The sequence below is a fragment of the Maribacter polysiphoniae genome (assembly GCF_003148665.1).
In the GTDB taxonomy this organism is placed as follows: Bacteria; Bacteroidota; Bacteroidia; order Flavobacteriales; family Flavobacteriaceae; genus Maribacter_A; species Maribacter_A polysiphoniae.
Genome location: NZ_QGGQ01000002.1, coordinates 292,552 through 308,505, shown reverse-complemented (window position 1 = coordinate 308,505; position 15,954 = coordinate 292,552). Strand labels below are relative to the sequence as shown.

The 15,954-nt window shown below is 40.5% G+C and carries 15 protein-coding genes; 9 read left to right on the top strand and 6 right to left on the bottom strand.

Annotation, left to right across the window (positions count from 1 at the left end; translation table 11 throughout):
* Positions 1–9: 9 nt before the first annotated feature.
* A complete protein-coding gene (locus LX92_RS05660) occupies positions 10–1,173 on the top strand; it encodes a sigma-54-dependent transcriptional regulator (RefSeq protein ID WP_109649318.1) in 1,164 nt (387 codons plus the stop codon).
* Positions 1,174–1,175: 2 nt separating this feature from the next.
* Here the strand turns inward: LX92_RS05660 and LX92_RS05655 are convergent, their stop codons facing one another.
* A complete protein-coding gene (locus LX92_RS05655) occupies positions 1,176–1,859 on the bottom strand; it encodes a hypothetical protein (protein ID WP_109649650.1) in 684 nt (227 codons plus the stop codon).
* A gap of 198 nt (positions 1,860–2,057) precedes the next feature.
* On the opposite strand from LX92_RS05655, the gene LX92_RS05650 reads away from it, so the two are divergent.
* From LX92_RS05650 to LX92_RS05640, 3 genes are all read left to right on the top strand, one after another.
* The gene (locus LX92_RS05650; protein ID WP_109649317.1) at positions 2,058–2,936 is read left to right on the top strand and encodes a PPK2 family polyphosphate kinase; all 879 of its coding nucleotides are present in this window, start codon (positions 2,058–2,060) and stop codon (positions 2,934–2,936) included.
* Positions 2,933–4,321, top strand: coding sequence for a M20/M25/M40 family metallo-hydrolase (locus tag LX92_RS05645; RefSeq protein WP_109649316.1), 1,389 nt, complete (start codon positions 2,933–2,935; stop codon positions 4,319–4,321). Before LX92_RS05650 ends, LX92_RS05645 begins: the two co-directional genes overlap by 4 nt.
* A 101-nt stretch (positions 4,322–4,422) precedes the next feature.
* The gene (locus LX92_RS05640; protein ID WP_109649315.1) at positions 4,423–5,355 is read left to right on the top strand and encodes a peptidylprolyl isomerase; all 933 of its coding nucleotides are present in this window, start codon (positions 4,423–4,425) and stop codon (positions 5,353–5,355) included.
* 528 nt (positions 5,356–5,883) lie between these two features.
* Here the strand turns inward: LX92_RS05640 and LX92_RS05635 are convergent.
* Both LX92_RS05635 and LX92_RS05630 read right to left on the bottom strand, forming a co-directional pair.
* Positions 5,884–6,078 (bottom strand): cold-shock protein, encoded by a 195-nt coding sequence (locus LX92_RS05635; protein WP_013304911.1) that lies wholly within the window; start codon positions 6,076–6,078, stop codon positions 5,884–5,886.
* 161 nt (positions 6,079–6,239) lie between these two features.
* Positions 6,240–6,878 carry a peroxiredoxin gene (locus tag LX92_RS05630; RefSeq protein WP_109649314.1) on the bottom strand — a complete coding sequence of 213 codons (639 nt, stop codon included), beginning with the start codon at positions 6,876–6,878 and terminating at the stop codon, positions 6,240–6,242.
* Positions 6,879–7,075: 197 nt separating this feature from the next.
* Between LX92_RS05630 and LX92_RS05625 the strand changes: the two genes are divergently transcribed.
* The 4 genes from LX92_RS05625 (at position 7,076) to LX92_RS05610 (ending at position 9,964) form a co-directional block, all read left to right on the top strand.
* The gene (locus LX92_RS05625) at positions 7,076–7,528 is read left to right on the top strand and encodes a YfiT family bacillithiol transferase (RefSeq protein ID WP_317047054.1); all 453 of its coding nucleotides are present in this window, start codon (positions 7,076–7,078) and stop codon (positions 7,526–7,528) included.
* A 129-nt stretch (positions 7,529–7,657) separates the two neighbouring features.
* Positions 7,658–7,996 (top strand): tRNA-binding protein, encoded by a 339-nt coding sequence (locus tag LX92_RS05620; RefSeq protein ID WP_109649313.1) that lies wholly within the window; start codon positions 7,658–7,660, stop codon positions 7,994–7,996.
* A 4-nt stretch (positions 7,997–8,000) separates the two neighbouring features.
* The gene (locus tag LX92_RS05615) at positions 8,001–8,924 is read left to right on the top strand and encodes a bile acid:sodium symporter family protein (RefSeq protein ID WP_109649312.1); all 924 of its coding nucleotides are present in this window, start codon (positions 8,001–8,003) and stop codon (positions 8,922–8,924) included.
* Positions 8,921–9,964, top strand: a complete 1,044-nt coding sequence (locus LX92_RS05610; RefSeq protein WP_109649311.1) for a lysophospholipid acyltransferase family protein — start codon at positions 8,921–8,923, stop codon at positions 9,962–9,964. Before LX92_RS05615 ends, LX92_RS05610 begins: the two co-directional genes overlap by 4 nt.
* A 2-nt stretch (positions 9,965–9,966) precedes the next feature.
* Here the strand turns inward: LX92_RS05610 and LX92_RS05605 are convergent, their stop codons facing one another.
* The 3 genes from LX92_RS05605 to LX92_RS05595 form a co-directional block, all read right to left on the bottom strand.
* Positions 9,967–12,501 carry a M14 family zinc carboxypeptidase gene (locus LX92_RS05605; protein WP_109649310.1) on the bottom strand — a complete coding sequence of 845 codons (2,535 nt, stop codon included), beginning with the start codon at positions 12,499–12,501 and terminating at the stop codon, positions 9,967–9,969.
* Positions 12,502–12,582: 81 nt separating this feature from the next.
* Positions 12,583–12,954: a PUR family DNA/RNA-binding protein gene (locus LX92_RS05600; protein WP_109649309.1), complete on the bottom strand. Its 372-nt coding sequence runs from the start codon at positions 12,952–12,954 to the stop codon at positions 12,583–12,585.
* Between the two features lie 78 nt (positions 12,955–13,032).
* Positions 13,033–14,787 carry an ABC transporter ATP-binding protein gene (locus LX92_RS05595; RefSeq protein WP_109649308.1) on the bottom strand — a complete coding sequence of 585 codons (1,755 nt, stop codon included), beginning with the start codon at positions 14,785–14,787 and terminating at the stop codon, positions 13,033–13,035.
* Positions 14,788–14,972: 185 nt separating this feature from the next.
* Here LX92_RS05595 and nusB point away from each other — a divergent pair, with 185 nt between their 5' ends.
* Positions 14,973–15,920, top strand: a complete 948-nt coding sequence (nusB, locus tag LX92_RS05590) for a transcription antitermination factor NusB (RefSeq protein WP_109649307.1) — start codon at positions 14,973–14,975, stop codon at positions 15,918–15,920.
* Positions 15,921–15,954 lie beyond the last annotated feature (34 nt).

The following is a 15,954-nucleotide window of genomic DNA, read 5'->3' as shown; positions in this document are numbered from 1 at the left end:
AATTACAATATGTCAAAAATTTTGGTGGTAGAAGATGAAGCGGCAATCCGTAGGGTATTGGTTAAAATATTATCCGAAGAGAACGATTCGTATCAAGTGGAAGAGGCGGAAGATGGCTTAAAAGGTTTGGAGGCCGTTAAGAACAATGACTACGATTTGGTATTGTGCGATATAAAAATGCCCAAAATGGATGGTGTAGAGGTGTTGGAAGCAGCACGTAAGATCAAACCAGAGGTTCCTTTTATCATGATATCGGGCCATGGCGATTTGGATACGGCTGTAAATACCATGCGCATAGGGGCATTCGACTATATCTCGAAACCACCCGATTTGAATCGTTTGTTGACTACGGTGAGAAATGCATTGGACAGAAAGGAATTGGTCGTTGAGAATAAGATTCTAAAGAAAAAGGTCAGTAAGAATTATGAAATGATCGGTGAAAGCGACGAAATCAATGCGATTAAAGACATCATTGAAAAAGTGGCACCTACCGACGCCCGTGTTTTGGTTACCGGTTCCAACGGTACAGGAAAAGAACTCGTAGCCCATTGGATCCATGAAAAAAGTCCAAGGAGTGCAGCACCTTTCATAGAGGTGAATTGTGCGGCCATACCCTCGGAATTGATAGAGAGTGAACTTTTTGGCCATGTCAAGGGGGCTTTTACGTCGGCAGTCAAGGATAGGGCCGGTAAGTTTGAGGCGGCTAATAAGGGAACCATTTTTTTAGATGAAATAGGGGATATGAGTCTGTCTGCACAAGCCAAGGTGTTGCGTGCCCTGCAAGAGAATAAAATATCAAGGGTAGGTTCCGATAAGGATATCAAGGTAGATGTCAGGGTTATTGCCGCTACGAACAAGAATCTTGCGGAAGAAATAAAGGAGAACAGATTCAGGGAAGACCTTTATCATCGCCTTGCCGTGATTTTGATTAAAGTACCTTCATTGAATGATAGGAGGGATGATATTCCGTTATTGATCAAACATTTTGCAGATAAGATAGCAGGCGAACAAGGTATTTCACCCAAGGAGTTTTCCAAAGGGGCCATAAAGCTTTTGAAAGGATACGATTGGACCGGTAATATACGCGAATTGCGAAACGTTGTGGAACGGTTGATCATCCTAGGGGGTAAGGAAGTAACCGAAGAGGATGTAAGGTTGTTTGCAAGCAAATAGCTTTACTTACAGGCTTCCAATTTTTCCAAGGCTTTAGCCGTGATTTCCTTCGTCTTGTAATTATAGTATTTTTTCCCCTCGGTAAGGTTCGGCAATAGTAATTGCTGTTCGCAATGCAAATAAATATTTTCTGCGAAGGCACGAGCCGATGCACAATCGACCGAGTTTACGATTTTTTCAAGGGATTGGCGATATTTTTCCAATGAGGCATCTATTTTTTGCTCCATTTCCATTTCGGTGGGCTTGCTCATCGATACTTTTTCCAAATCGGATATGGTGGTGTTCATGGCTAGAAGGTCTGTCCCATATTGGCTGTCGTGTAATTCGTGGTCCTCAATCGACTCAATGGCATCGGTCATATGTTCCAATGCCCGATTCAATAAGATTCGCGCCCCGTTCAAGGAGGTGGCCTTTGTGGCCGAGATCAAGTCTGTTTTTCCGTCCTTTATATTGTGTTCGGCATATACACAACCACATTCCTTAATCTGTTCCTTGGATTTTTCAATAGCATTTATGGCCTTGTAAGCATGGTATTTTGCTTGGTTAATGTCTTCTTTCGCAATTGCTTTTTCGGTTTCAGACTTCACATAATTCATGTTGGAGGTAGCGTACTCGCAGGCCTTATCAACCGTGAAGGAAGAAAATATAATCAGTATGGCAATTGCCAAGAAGGAAGGGTTCTTCATAATATAGGCCATTTTATCGTTGTAAAATTTGGGAATAATACATGGTAAATGTACGTAGAGAATGAGGTTTTTCCCATTTTTTTCGATAGAAAGCAGGGAGTTTTGTGTAATTTGGACAAGCTGCAAAAATGCGGGGTTAAATGGTTATATATTTTAACATTTTAGGTAGTTCAACGATAAAATATTTTAAATTCAAGCATGAAAAAGATTGATATTAACGCCTATAAGGCAGATTCCACCACAAAATTGTCGGAATTAGCCACTTATGAGGATTTTGGTGTAACCAATAAGGAACTAAAGAAAGATCTGGGAAAGCTTCGAAAAGAACTTGGTGATTTTCAGGATACCATATATGCCGACGGCAAATATAGCGTTCTGATTTGTTTACAGGGCATGGATACCTCCGGTAAGGATAGCCTTGTAAGGGAGGTGTTCAAAGACTTTAATGTTCGGGGCGTCGTGGTTCATAGTTTTAAGGTGCCGACGGACCTCGAATTGAAACATGATTTTCTGTGGAGGCATTATATAGCGCTTCCTGCAAAAGGGAAGTTTGGGATTTTCAACCGTACACATTATGAGAATGTCTTGGTTACCCGTGTGCATCCTGAATATATCCTAGGGGAGCATATACCGGGAATCAATGAGGTCTCGGACATTGATGGGAAATTTTGGGATTCCCGATTCGAACAGATCAATAATTTCGAAAAGCACTTGGCAGCCAATGGGACCATCATATTTAAGTTCTTTCTCCATCTTTCCAAGGAAGAACAAAGACAACGACTTCTTCGAAGGCTGCGGTTGAGACAAAAGCATTGGAAATTTTCCCCCGATGATTTAAAGGAAAGGAAATTATGGGATCGGTACCAGGAGTGCTATGAAGAGGCCATACAAAGGACATCGAAGCCCAAAGCTCCCTGGTTTGTTGTTCCAGCGGACAATAAAAAGTCGGCAAGGCTTATTGTGGCCCATATACTTTTCGAAGCGTTAAAAAAATACAAAGATATAGCAGCTCCTGAACTTGATGATAAAATAAAGGCTAATTTAGACAGCTATAAACAACAATTAGAGAGCGAATGAGGTTTTTGAAATTCTTTTTACTGGCTGTTTTGGCTACTTGGCAAGGGTATTCCCAATCCGAAGACGAACAACAGATAAAGGCTATTTATAATACGGCTTTGACCAATAGCGAATCGTATGATTGGCTCAATTATTTGTCCAATCAGATCGGGGGAAGGCTTTCAGGCTCCCTTCAAGCACAGCAAGCTGTGGAGTATGCCAAATTACAATTGGATTCAATGGGTCTTGACCGTGTTTGGCTACAACCCGTAATGGTACCGAAATGGGTTAGGGGCACTCCGGAATTCGCTTATGTTGAGACCGCCCCGGGGATTACCACCGATTTGCCAATATGTGCACTGGGTGGGTCCGTGGCTACACCCTTGCAGGGTATTAAGGCTAATATTGTTGAGGTAAACGGGATTGAGGAATTGAAGCTTTTGGGGCCAGGAAAAATATCGGGTAAGATCGTTTTTTTCAATAAACCCATGAATCCCACGGAATTGAACACTTTTAAATCCTATTCAGGATGTGTCGACCAACGTTATGCCGGTGCAAAGGAGGCTGCTAAATTCGGGGCGGTTGGGGTCATCGTACGTTCAATGAATTTGAGGTTGGATGATTATCCCCATACTGGGGCCATGGATTACGGCGATACGGAAATCCCAAATCGTATTCCTGCTGCGGCAATCAGCACCAAAGGAGCTGAGTTTTTGAGTGCCACACTAAAATTAAGTCCCAAGGCCAATTTTTATTTCAAACAAAATTGCAAGGTCTATAAAGATGTTGAATCGTATAATGTCATCGGAGAAATCAAGGGAAGTGAATACCCCGATGAGGTCATGGTGGTTGGCGGTCATTTGGATTCTTGGGATTTAGGGGACGGTTCCCACGATGATGGTGCCGGCTGTGTTCAAAGTATGGATGTATTACGCCTTCTAAAAGAAACGGGGTATCAGCCAAAACGGACCATTAGGGTGGTATTGTTCATGAATGAGGAGAACGGTTTACGCGGTGGTAAAAAATATGCTGAAACGGCAAAAAACAAAAATGAAAAACATGTCTTCGCATTGGAGAGTGATTCCGGAGGTTTTACGCCAAGAGGGTTTTCATTTGATTGTTCAGAGGCTAATTTTGAACAGGTGAATCGCTGGAAATCGCTATTTGAACCCTATCTCGTCCACTTGTTCGTAAAAGGCCATAGTGGGGCCGATATTGGACCGTTAAAGGATGACGGAATCGTATTGGCAGGTTTGCGTCCCGATTCACAGCGTTATTTTGACCATCACCATTCTGAGAACGATACTTTTAAACATGTCAATAAAAGGGAATTGGAACTGGGTACCGCTGCGATGGCCAGTTTGGTTTATCTATTCGATAAATATGGGACAGTCCAAACGCCATAGGCACTAGGCTGATTTTTGTATATGAATGGGGTTGCCTAAACCTGAATACTTTTCCCCAAACTAATTTGTATATCTTTGCAGCTCATTAAAAATAACGAAAAATGCAAGACGGAATCTACGCAAAATTCAATACTTCTAAAGGAGAGATACTGGTCAAATTAACCTATGATAAAACACCCGGAACAGTGGGTAACTTTGTGGCCTTGGCAGAGGGTAAATTGGAAAATTCGGCAAAACCTATTGGAGAGCCCTATTATAATGGTTTAAAATTCCATAGGGTTATTCCCGATTTTATGGTGCAAGGGGGATGTCCCTTAGGTACGGGTACGGGTGACCCAGGATATAAGTTCGATGATGAATTCCACCCAGATTTGGTCCATGATGCCCCAGGGGTACTTTCTATGGCCAATGCAGGTCCCGGAACCAATGGAAGCCAGTTTTTCATTACCCATATAGCGACACCATGGTTGGATAATAAACATACGGTTTTCGGACATGTGGAAGCAGGACAAGAGGTGGTCGATGCCATTGCCCAGTCGGATACGATTGAAAGTTTAGAGATCCTAAGGGTTGGTGACGATGCTGAAAATTGGGATGCCGTAAATGCTTTTAAAACGTTTGAAAGTTCCAAGGAACAGCGGATTGCCGAAGAAAAGGCAAAACAGGCAAAGGAATTGGATAAGGTAGCGGCAGGTTTCGATGAGACCGAAAGTGGACTACGATATAAGATAATCCAAAAAGGAAGTGGAGCAAAGGCTGAATCTGGACAGACGGTTTCCGTGCATTACGAAGGTTCCTTATTGAGCGGTCAGGTTTTCGATTCCTCTTATAAAAGAAATCAACCTATCGATTTTAAACTTGGGGTAGGACAGGTGATCCCAGGATGGGACGAAGGTATTGCCTTATTGCAGATAGGCGATAAAGCCCGTTTTGTAATCCCGTCGAATTTAGCTTATGGAAGTGCAGGGGCCGGAGGGGTAATACCACCGGATGCAACTTTGATATTCGATGTGGAATTGATGGGCGTTAAATAAAGAACATCCCATATAGATAATAGAGGAGCCTCAGTATATACTGGGGCTTTTTTATTTCCAAAATTCACTTCTTTGCCCGCTGATTCCAACTGGCAAATAGCAACATAATATTGATGCAAACAAGAATAAGTAATAAAGTGAAAAAAGTAGGCATAGTCAGTCTAAATTAATTGGATTCACACATCTATATATTGAACAACGGGTACATAAGAAACCCTACCCAATCAAAGAAATTAAACACAATTATTTATTTTTTAGCACTTAAGATACTTAGCAATAGAAGTAGTACATTAATAAAAAGCAAGGACAATAAAATAATTATAAAAGTGGTCATGCAAGAATTTGTTAGTTAAGTTATAGTTATAGTGGAGAGTTTTTTGTTTTACCAATGATGCTAAAAACTAACAAAGGTTGCGTTAAAGATTAAACAAAAATAAGAAAAATGAAATTATATGTAAGAAAATACCGCAAATAAAAACCCCCGATGAATAATCATCAGGGGTATATAAAAAAAGTTAAAATCGTTACCTAGTCAACTACTTTCACATTAACGGCGTTCAATCCTTTTTTACCTTGTTGTAGTTCAAATTCTACAACATCACCTTCACGAACTTCGTCGATTAAGCCAGAAATGTGTACAAAATGATCTTCGTTCGAACCATCTTCAGTGATAAAACCGTAACCTTTGGAATCATTGAAGAATTTAACTGTTCCTTTACTCATAATAAAAATTATTAAATATTAATTAAAGTGCAAAGGTAGTATTAAAATATTTAATTGTATGATATTTTGGAAGTTATCTTTATGTTAACCCCACCTTAAATAAACAACCAGATTTTTTAATGCTATCAAATTGCATCTTATTTGGGTTGTATTTACAAGGTTTAAGCCGTGGGGTCAGGGGTCATTCTCAAATATGGTTTTACTTCCTTAACGCCCTTTTTAAACATTTCCCGTGCTTCTGCGGTGGGTATGGCAGGACTCACAACAACGTCTTGTCCATGTTCCCAATTGGCAGGGGTGGCGACTTTATGGTTGGCTGTCAACTGTAAGGAATCAATAACCCTTAAAAGTTCATAAAAATTACGTCCAGTTGATGCAGGGTAGGTCAATGTCAGCTTAATGGTTTTGTCGGGTGCAATAATAAAAACCGAACGTACCGTTAACGTACTGTCCGCTTTTGGATGTATCATATCATACAAATCAGAGACCTTTCTATCCTCATCGGCAATAATCGGAAAATTCACTGTGGTATTTTGTACTTCATTGATATCCTTGATCCAATCCCTATGTGATGCAGCCCCATCTACACTCAAGGCCAACATTTTTACATTTCGCTTGTCGAACTCCCCTTTAAAATTCGCTGCGGTCCCCAACTCTGTAGTGCATACCGGCGTGAAATCCGCAGGGTGGGAGAAAAGGATTCCCCAACTATCCCCGAGGTAATCATATAAATTAATAGTTCCTATAGAACTGTCTGCTGTAAAATTCGGGGCTGTGTCCCCCAATCGTAATGTTGCCATTTTGGATGTTTTTAAATTAGTAAACTATTTACCCTATAAAAGTAGTAGATATTTAGATTTTTATCAATTTCCATTTGGTTAAAACTGTATTAAATTTTCTATTTTTAAAAGATGGAAAATAAAGAAAAGCAAACATTGAGGTATCCTTTGGGCCATTTTGAATATTCCCCAAATGTATCCCAGGATACCGTTGATGGTTGCAGGTCTTGGAGGAATTACCGGGAATATTGGAGAATTTGGTAACCCCTTTGACCAAGGAACAATTGGAAACCCCATATAGGCCTGGGGGGTGGACCGTAAGGCAATTGGTGCACCATATTGCCGATAGCCATCATCATAGTTATACCCGGTTCAAGTGGGCCTTGACCGAGGATGAACCGATGATCAAGGCCTATGGGGAAAAAAGTTGGAGTAAATTATTTGATGCCAGAACGGCTCCTATAGCACTTTCAATAAGTTATCTAAAGGCATTGCATGCCAAAATGGTTTTCCTTTTAAAAGGACTTTCCAAGGAAGACTATGAAAAATGCTATATACATCCCGATGACCATAGTAAGGTTTCGGTTAAAGAGAATATCGGGAAATACGCTTGGCACAGTCAACACCATTGTGCCCATATTCAAGGGTTGCTAAAAAGAAAAGGATGGTAGCCTTTTTCGTTTCCTATGGTTTGAAGGCTATTCACAATCCCTGTGGGCGACTTATTTGATAGTGTCCGCAATACTTGGTAATCTCCATAGCTATTTTTATATTCGACATTGGCGTTAAAGAAATATACTATGGACGATACTATAAGCTGGAGTGACTTCGCAAAGGTTGATATGCGTGTGGGTACCATCATTGAAGTACGTGATTTCCCAGAGGCCCATAAACCGGCTTATCAATTAAAATTGGATTTTGGGGAGGGGATCGGTGTTAAAAAATCCTCGGCGCAACTTACCGAATTATATACCAAGGAAGAACTCTTGGGGAAGCAGGTAATTGCCGTAATTAATTTTCCGGACAAACAAATTGCCAATTTTATGAGTGAATGTCTTATCTTGGGTGCAGTTGCCGGGAAAGAGGTCGTTTTGCTTAAACCAGATTCTTCTGTCCCCAACGGATTAAAAATAGCTTGATTCCTTGACCGATACCGTACTCGATAATGTTCATATTAATTTCGATAGCCAAACTCTATGGATATTGAATATTGCCTTGGCTTTGGTCATGTTCGGAATTGCCTTGGAAATATCGGTGGGGGATTTCAAAAGACTTCTCAAGAAACCTAAATCCATTTTAACGGGGGTTTGCAGTCAATTTTTAATCTTACCTGCAATGACCTTTGTGTTGGTTTGGCTCATAGAACCCATTCCAAGTATTGCCTTGGGAATGTTTATGGTCGCCGCCTGTCCGGGAGGTAATATCTCCAATTTCATAACCCATTTGGCCAATGGTAATTCCGCATTGTCCGTTAGTCTTACGGCAGTGGCCACGCTTATGGCGGTTTTTATGACGCCGTTTAACCTTGAGCTTTGGGGTTCTTTGTATGGGCCTACCGCAATAATATTGAAGGATGTTGCCATATCGCCGTATGAAATGGTGAAATTGGTTTCCTTGTTATTGGCTATTCCCTTGCTTTTGGGTATGTGGGTGAATTACCTAAAACCTGTGTTGGCCAAGAAAATGGCCAAAGTGTTGAAATGGATTTCCTTGGTCTTTTTTATTGCCCTGATTTTCCTTGCCCTCTATAATAATAGGGAAATATTTGTGGATTATATTTTTTATGTTTTCTGGATTGTACTCATTCATAACCTCTTGGCTTTCTTGACAGGATTTTCCATTGCAAGATTGATGGGGTTGTCCACTAGGGACGTGCGATCGATTACTATTGAAACGGGTATTCAAAATTCAGGTTTGGGACTGCTGTTGATCTTCACTTTTTTTGAAGGTTTGGGGGGTATGGCATTGCTTGCGGCTTTTTGGGGAATATGGCATTTGGTTTCTGGTTTGGTGCTCTCCGCATTTTGGGGGTATAAACCTATTGGGAAAGAGGAATTGGCTTCATGAGGATAGGATACAGGATTTTAAAACTTTATATTAGGACCAGTCTGTTTTTTTATTTCAAAAAAATCAAGGTGGAAGGGCTACGGAATATTCCAAAGGATAAGCCCATTATACTTTTGGCGAACCATCAGAACGCCTTGATGGATGCCTTGATCATCGTTATGAACGTTAAGGAGGCACCCTATTTTTTGGCGCGGTCCGACGTTTTTAAAAAACCATGGGTCAGTCGGTTTTTGCACTACCTACGAATGATTCCAATTTATAGGTTTAGGGATGGAAGGGAAACCCTTAAGAATAATCCGGCAATTTTTGATAAATGCGGTAAACTCTTGTCACAGGGGAAAACATTGATGCTTTTCCCAGAAGGAAATCACGGCCTTCATCGACGGGTTCGATGGCCCATGCGAAAGGGTTTTGTAAAGATGATATTTTCCGCATTGGAAAAAAATCCGGATTTGGATATTAGAATAGTACCGGTAGGGTTGAATTACCTAAAAGCCCAAGGCTTTCCTGATAGTGTGGCCTTGCATATCGGGAAGGATCTTGCTGTGCAGGGGTTTTATGACCCTAAAGATTTGACCCGTACTGAAAGCCAACTCAAAAAAGAGGTGTATGAACGTTTAAAACAGTTGACGACCCATATTCCGGAAGGTGAGGATTACAACAGTGTTATTGAAGCTTTGGATGGCCAGGGAGTGGATTATCTAGACCCCATTACCGTAAATGGGAAAATAAAAGAAATCGGTGCACCAATTCAAAAAGGGACAAAGCAAAAGGAAAACCGGGTGTTCGCAAAGGGTATGAAGTTCATTTTTACGATGGTGAACTTTCCGGTACTCCTCATATGGTACACCTTTGTAAAACCCCTTAAGATGGATGTCGAATTCAGGGCCACTTTGCGTTTTGCATTGGGGATTGTCTTGTTCCCTATATACTATACTCTTTTGTTTGTATTGCTTGCCTACCTGTTTGGTGTAGGATTGGCATTCCTTGTTTTTTTAGGCCATTTGCTTTTTAACCTATTGTATGTAAAACTTGTTTAGGGTTACATCATATCCCCAAAGAAGATGGCATTCATTAATAATTTATTCGTGCCATACCAAAAGGCCCTAAAATTGGTATTATCGGTAAAAATGATCACTCGGCCTTTACCGACCTTTTTTATGGTAAAAGGTACAGAGCCTTTAAGTAGTTCCAGATTCTCCTCTGAAATATATCCGCTTAATAATGGATCGTTGGTATATTGGATAGGATTATTAAAGCTGTTCTTGTCGGGTTCTATATAAATGTTGGTGTTGCGGAATAAAGGAAGCTTGTCATTCTTATACCCAAAATTAATGGGGTGTGATCTGTCTAATTTTGCTTCGAAAATGGCTCCTCCGGTTACTTGGGCCCCCTTAAAATCTTTCTTTTTTGCAAAGGGTATGTCTTTGGCGACCAAAGTGTCTTTCCGGAATTTCAGTGTAACGATTTTGTTTTTATCTAACCATTCGGCGATATTGCGGTACCCAATCAAGGTACCCCCGTTTTTGACCCAGTCCGTTAATTTTTCAGCATCCTTTTTACTGATGCCTTTTTTGCCCCAGGAGCTCGTACTGGGAATGATCAGATCGGTGTATTTGTCCAAATCCAAAGTGCTAAAGTAAGACATGTCCAGTTTTGTCAATGGAATGTTGTAGCGGGTGTCGAACAAATGCCAAATCTCCCCTGCATCATAGGAACGAATACCATCACCCACTAAAATCGCAACTTTCTGTTTTTTGATAGGGTCGAAATCATTACTTCCCAAATCGATTCCTTTGGTATGGCCTGTGCCAACGGCCGTAATCTGTAACTGACTTTCTTGTGCCACCCCTTTTAGGAAAGTGTACAGTTCCTCTATATCCAAATCCTGGTTTTGTACCGGCACCATGATCGTACCATAATCATAGAATTTGCCTTCAATGGTGAACGGGGATTTGGCTACCTTGGCCCTTAAGCCTTTCTCTACGATTCTGTTCAATGCCTTGGGGGTGTAATACCCATTCCATTCAAATAGATAGGCGTAAGTACTCTTACCGGTAACATTTCCCGTCAAGGGTGTAAGGTCTGTTATCTCCGCACCGGCATGCGCCATGCTATTTTGTTCCGTATAGTCGACATTGAATGCCAAGGGGAACGTCCATGCTGAAATATCATAAAAAAGACTATCGGTAAACGAAGTGCGTTTTTCAAACATGGCCTTGATCAATCGATGGTTTTTTTGATCCAAGGGCACCACATAACTATTTCCTTTTGTATAATTTTTTCCATCAATGGTGGCATCATTCGCCAAGGCATGGAATTTTATTTTGTGGCGGTTTAGGATTTCTGCCAAATGCCAGCTTTTTGCCGCATCCTTATTATCGCCAAAAACAATCGATTTTGATTTACTTTTCCCGGCTTCGGTTCGGGCCCCATTAAAAAAGTCACGTTGATAATCCAATAATTTAACCCTCATCTTATAGGCTGCTTCAATCGTGGACAAAGCCGTTGTAAATTGATTTCGAATGGTGAAAGGGAAGGTCAATAGCCCGTTTTCCGATTCTTGTGCATGGCCCCTTGAGCTGGCCTGTTCGAACAAAATACCAATTCCCCCATTTACATCGGGGAAAGTAGAACCTTTGCCGTAGAAATAATCGTCATAATTTTCCTCTGAAAAATACAATGAGCCGATCTTATCCAATGCCTTGGCGTGGTACGTGCCGATTTCGGCAGTCAACTCCTGATTGATTTTAGGGGTCAAAGGATGCACCCTTGTAGGTTCTCCAGGTTGGAAGAAGAAGGTGGAATTAGTGCCCATTTCATGATGGTCTGTTAGGATATTGGGGTTCCACTGATGAAAGCTTCGGATACGGGCCCTACTTTCGGGAAGCTGTACCGGTAACCAATCCCGGTTCATGTCAAACCAATAGTGGTTGGTTCTTCCGCCGGGCCATACCTCATGAAATTCCCTTTCATTATTATCGGTAACGGGATGGATGCTTTTGTTCGTATTGGCCCAATAGGCAAAGCGTTGCAATCCATCAGGATTGAAACAGGGATCCATAAGAATGACAACGTGGTCCAACAGATCCTCAATTTCCGGACCTTCAGCAGCCGCCAGGTAATAGGCATAGGCTAAGCCTGCATTGGAACCACTTGGTTCATTACCATGTATGGAGAACCCTTGGTACACGACTACGGGCATACTGTCCGTGTCAAGGCCATTGCTGTTGTTTTCAGTGAGTGCAATATGATTTTTTTGTATCGTATTGATGTTCCGCTGGTTTTTAGGTGATGTGATGGTTAATAACAATATAGGTCGTCCTTCAAAAGTCACACCCCGGTTTTCCAGGGTTATCCTGTCACTTTTTTCGGCCAACGTCTGCATATAGAGCACCAATTTGTCATGGGTTACATGCCATTCGCCCACTTCATGGCCAATGACTTCCTTGGGAGTAGGTATATTTTTGTTATAAGTGATATTCTGGGGAAGATAATAATCGAGGCCAATGGCATTTTGAGCAAGGGAGCCAAATGTAAACGAAAGGAGGAATACAATCGAAAGTGGATATTTCATATTTGAAGGATTAGCTTTTGTTAAAAATAAAAAAACGACCCTGATTATCAGGGTCGTTTTTTAAAAATATTTGGTTTGGTTCTAAATATCATCAAAACTGACATCGGTAAAACTCTCTGAAGGTTTCATTTCACCATTTTCATGAAATTCTTCTTTTTTAAAATCTTTTTGGTGTCTCTCTGAGATAACTTCTGTCCCTTTTTCCGCAATGATAAAATCCATCATTTCTTCTACATTTTCCTTAAATGCGGCAAAATCTTCTTTGTACAGGTAAATTTTGTGTTTTTTGTAATGAAACGAACCGTCATCATGTGTGAATTTCTTGCTTTCGGTTATTGTTAGATAGTAGTCACCTGCTTTGGTACTTCTTACATCAAAGAAATATGTTCTCCTTCCGGCTCTCAATACCTTGGAGTGTATCTCTTCCTGATCTATTAATTCTTTGTCGCTCATTTTTCAAGTTTCTAGTTAATTAAAATAGTGTCTAATCCTCAAAATTGTAAAAAAAAAGCGTAGTTAGCAACAATAATGTTAGTTTTCTTTCTCGGAAAGTTGGTGAAGATAGAGTTCCTTATAATAGCCATCCACATTGTTCAATTCTTCATGGGTGCCCGACTGTAATAACTTACCTTCACTCAAAACCAGTATTTTGTCGGCATTTATTGCCGAGGATACCCTATGGCTAACGATAATCGTTGTTTTGGCCTTGGATGCTTTCTGTAGATTGTTTAAAATGGTTTCTTCCGTTTCGGTGTCCACAGCCGAAAGGCAATCATCGAAAAGATAGATTTCCGGATCTTTCAAAAGGGCCCTTGCAATGGAAATACGTTGTTTTTGGCCACCGCTTAAAGTAATGCCACGCTCTCCCAAAATGGTATCGTATTGTTTGTTGAATTCTATAATGTTTTTGTGTACCACGGCACTTTTAGCAACCTTGATCACTTCCTCATCCGTGGCACTGGCTTTACCGAATTTTATATTGTTCTTGATGGTGTCGGAAAATAGAAATGCGTCCTGGGGTACGGCCCCAATAGCCTGACGTAGGCTATATAGGTTTAGTTTTTTGATAGGGACATCATCAATCAATATTTCACCGGAGCCAACATCATAAAGTCTGGCGATCAAATCGAGTATCGTTGACTTGCCCGATCCCGTTTTTCCAAGGATAGCAACGGTTTGGCCTTCTTCTATCGTAAAGGAAATATCCTTTAAGGCCATAATATTGGTATCCTCATAGGTGTAGCTTACATTTTTGAATTCTATTTTTCCCTTTATCGGTGTGTCTTCCTTTACTTCGTTTTTGATTTGGGGTTTTTCATTTAAAAACTCATTGATCCTTTTCTGTGAGGCTTCCGCACGTTGAATGATGGAGGTAAGCCATCCCACAATGGCAACAGGCCAGGTCAACATGTTTACATAAAGGACGAATTCGGCAATTACGCCTACAGAGGCAATCTCACCGTCTATATATTGATGGCCTCCAATATAAATAACGAAAATATTACTGATCCCTATTAGCAATATCATTAGGGGGAAAAACCAGGCGTTTACCTTGGCAAGATCCATACTTTTTTCCTTGCCTTCCAAGGCCAGTACCTTTAATTCGGCATTGATCTGTGGTTCTATGGCATAGGCCTTGATCACCGATACACCGGAAAAAACCTCTTGTGTGAATGTGGAAAGGGTAGATAGGTATTCTTGTACGACTGTACTTCGTTTGTGTATTATTTTACTTATTTGGTATATGAGTATCGAAAGGATGGGTAACGGAATCAAGGTATAGGCGGCCAAAGTTGGGGCCGTAAAGAACATTATGGGAATAATGCATGCAAATAGGGTTATGGTGTTGATGCCGTACATTAAGGCAGGACCCGAATACATACGAACCTGACTGACGTCCTCACTGATCCGGTTCATTAAATCACCCGTTCGGTTTTTTTTGTAAAAATTCAAACTTAAGTATTGGTAATGATCGAAAATCTCATTCTTAAGATCGTATTCAATATAGCGGGAGACATAAATAATGGTCTGTCGCATTAGAAAAGTGAAAAAACCGGAGAGCAATGCGGCCCCCACGATTATCAGGATAAATTCCAAAAGGTGGTCTTTGGCGGTTTCCTGGGTGATTTCGCCCTTAATAAAGTCCTCAACCGTGGTAATCGATTTTTGGACATAGGAGGGCATGACCAACTGAAAAATCTTGGCAACGACAGTAATTACCATCCCTACCAGAAGTTTTAACCAATATTTTTTAAAGTATTTATTAAGGTGTTTAAGTTCTTTCATAAAGCTGGTCAGCTGAGTGGTTTTGTTATGGTCAAACCATTCGCCAAAGATAGAAGTTTGACTTAAAACCAGATGTTATAATATTTATAAATAAGAGAATAGTTGCAATAGAACCCATAGATTGAAAAATGATTTCTATTTTTGCGGCTTAGAATGTAAACCAATCTTAAAAAAAGTTCTTCGAAATGCTTACAAGAAGGCACATACGCGTAAAGGTGATGCAATGTATATATGCATTGACCCAGTCAAAGGATGATTCCCTTGAAAAACAGGAAAAATTTTTAAAAGTAAGCATAGAGAACATGTATTCGCTCTATTTACTGATGCTTAGTCTATTGATCGAGGTTCGACAATTGGCAGAGGAAAAAATCAAGCTTTCATCTAAAAAGTACATGGCCACCGATGCCGATGCGTTTCCGGACAATCAAAAATTCGCAAACAACAAATTGTTGTTGCAGTTGGCCCATAATGAAAGGCTAAAGGAAGCATTGGAAAAAAGGAAATTGAAGAATTGGTATTTGAACGAGGAATACGTAAAGCTGATTTATAAGGAGATTATAGGGAGCAAAGCGTATCTCGATTATATGCAAATTCCCTCTAGAACCTATAAGGAGGATAAAGAACTGATAGCGGGTTTGTTCAAGGTTATTATAGCCCCCAATGAAAAGATCTACGACTACCTTGAAGATGATAAGTTGACCTGGGTAGACGATATCCCTATCGTAAATACCTTTATCCTCAAACAATTCAAGAAAGTGAAGGAGGACCAAAACGAATCCTTTTTCTTGCCAAAGCTCCTAAAGGATGATGAGGATATGGTATTCGCAAAGCGACTATTGACCAAAACCTTATTGAACAATGCCAAATGGGAAAAGGAAATTGAGGGTAAAACGCCAAACTGGGATAAGGATCGTATAGCGGACATCGATTCGATATTGTTGAAAATGGCCATATGTGAATTATTGAACTTTCCTTCCATCCCCGAAAAAGTGACCATCAATGAGTTTTTGGAAATTGCGAAGGAATACTCAACCCCAAAGAGTAGTATCTTCATAAACGGCATACTCGATAAATTAGTGAAGGAATACAAAGCCGAAGGAAAACTTAACAAGGTAGGGCGGGGACTATTATAAATTAATTCTTTAATTTTGGGTCGAATCAAAAAAA

Excerpts from the sequence above, each read along its gene's own strand:
- LX92_RS05660 (WP_109649318.1), top strand. The coding sequence starts at position 10 with ATGTCAAAAATTTTGGTGGTAGAAGATGAAGCGGCAATCCGTAGGGTA.
- LX92_RS05655 (WP_109649650.1), bottom strand. The coding sequence starts at position 1,859 with ATGAAGAACCCTTCCTTCTTGGCAATTGCCATACTGATTATATTTTCT.
- LX92_RS05650 (WP_109649317.1), top strand. The coding sequence starts at position 2,058 with ATGAAAAAGATTGATATTAACGCCTATAAGGCAGATTCCACCACAAAA.
- LX92_RS05645 (WP_109649316.1), top strand. The coding sequence starts at position 2,933 with ATGAGGTTTTTGAAATTCTTTTTACTGGCTGTTTTGGCTACTTGGCAA.
- LX92_RS05640 (WP_109649315.1), top strand. The coding sequence starts at position 4,423 with ATGCAAGACGGAATCTACGCAAAATTCAATACTTCTAAAGGAGAGATA.
- LX92_RS05635 (WP_013304911.1), bottom strand. The coding sequence starts at position 6,078 with ATGAGTAAAGGAACAGTTAAATTCTTCAATGATTCCAAAGGTTACGGT.
- LX92_RS05630 (WP_109649314.1), bottom strand. The coding sequence starts at position 6,878 with ATGGCAACATTACGATTGGGGGACACAGCCCCGAATTTTACAGCAGAC.
- LX92_RS05620 (WP_109649313.1), top strand. The coding sequence starts at position 7,658 with ATGGACGATACTATAAGCTGGAGTGACTTCGCAAAGGTTGATATGCGT.
- LX92_RS05610 (WP_109649311.1), top strand. The coding sequence starts at position 8,921 with ATGAGGATAGGATACAGGATTTTAAAACTTTATATTAGGACCAGTCTG.
- LX92_RS05605 (WP_109649310.1), bottom strand. The coding sequence starts at position 12,501 with ATGAAATATCCACTTTCGATTGTATTCCTCCTTTCGTTTACATTTGGC.
- LX92_RS05600 (WP_109649309.1), bottom strand. The coding sequence starts at position 12,954 with ATGAGCGACAAAGAATTAATAGATCAGGAAGAGATACACTCCAAGGTA.
- LX92_RS05595 (WP_109649308.1), bottom strand. The coding sequence starts at position 14,787 with ATGAAAGAACTTAAACACCTTAATAAATACTTTAAAAAATATTGGTTA.
- nusB (WP_109649307.1), top strand. The coding sequence starts at position 14,973 with ATGCTTACAAGAAGGCACATACGCGTAAAGGTGATGCAATGTATATAT.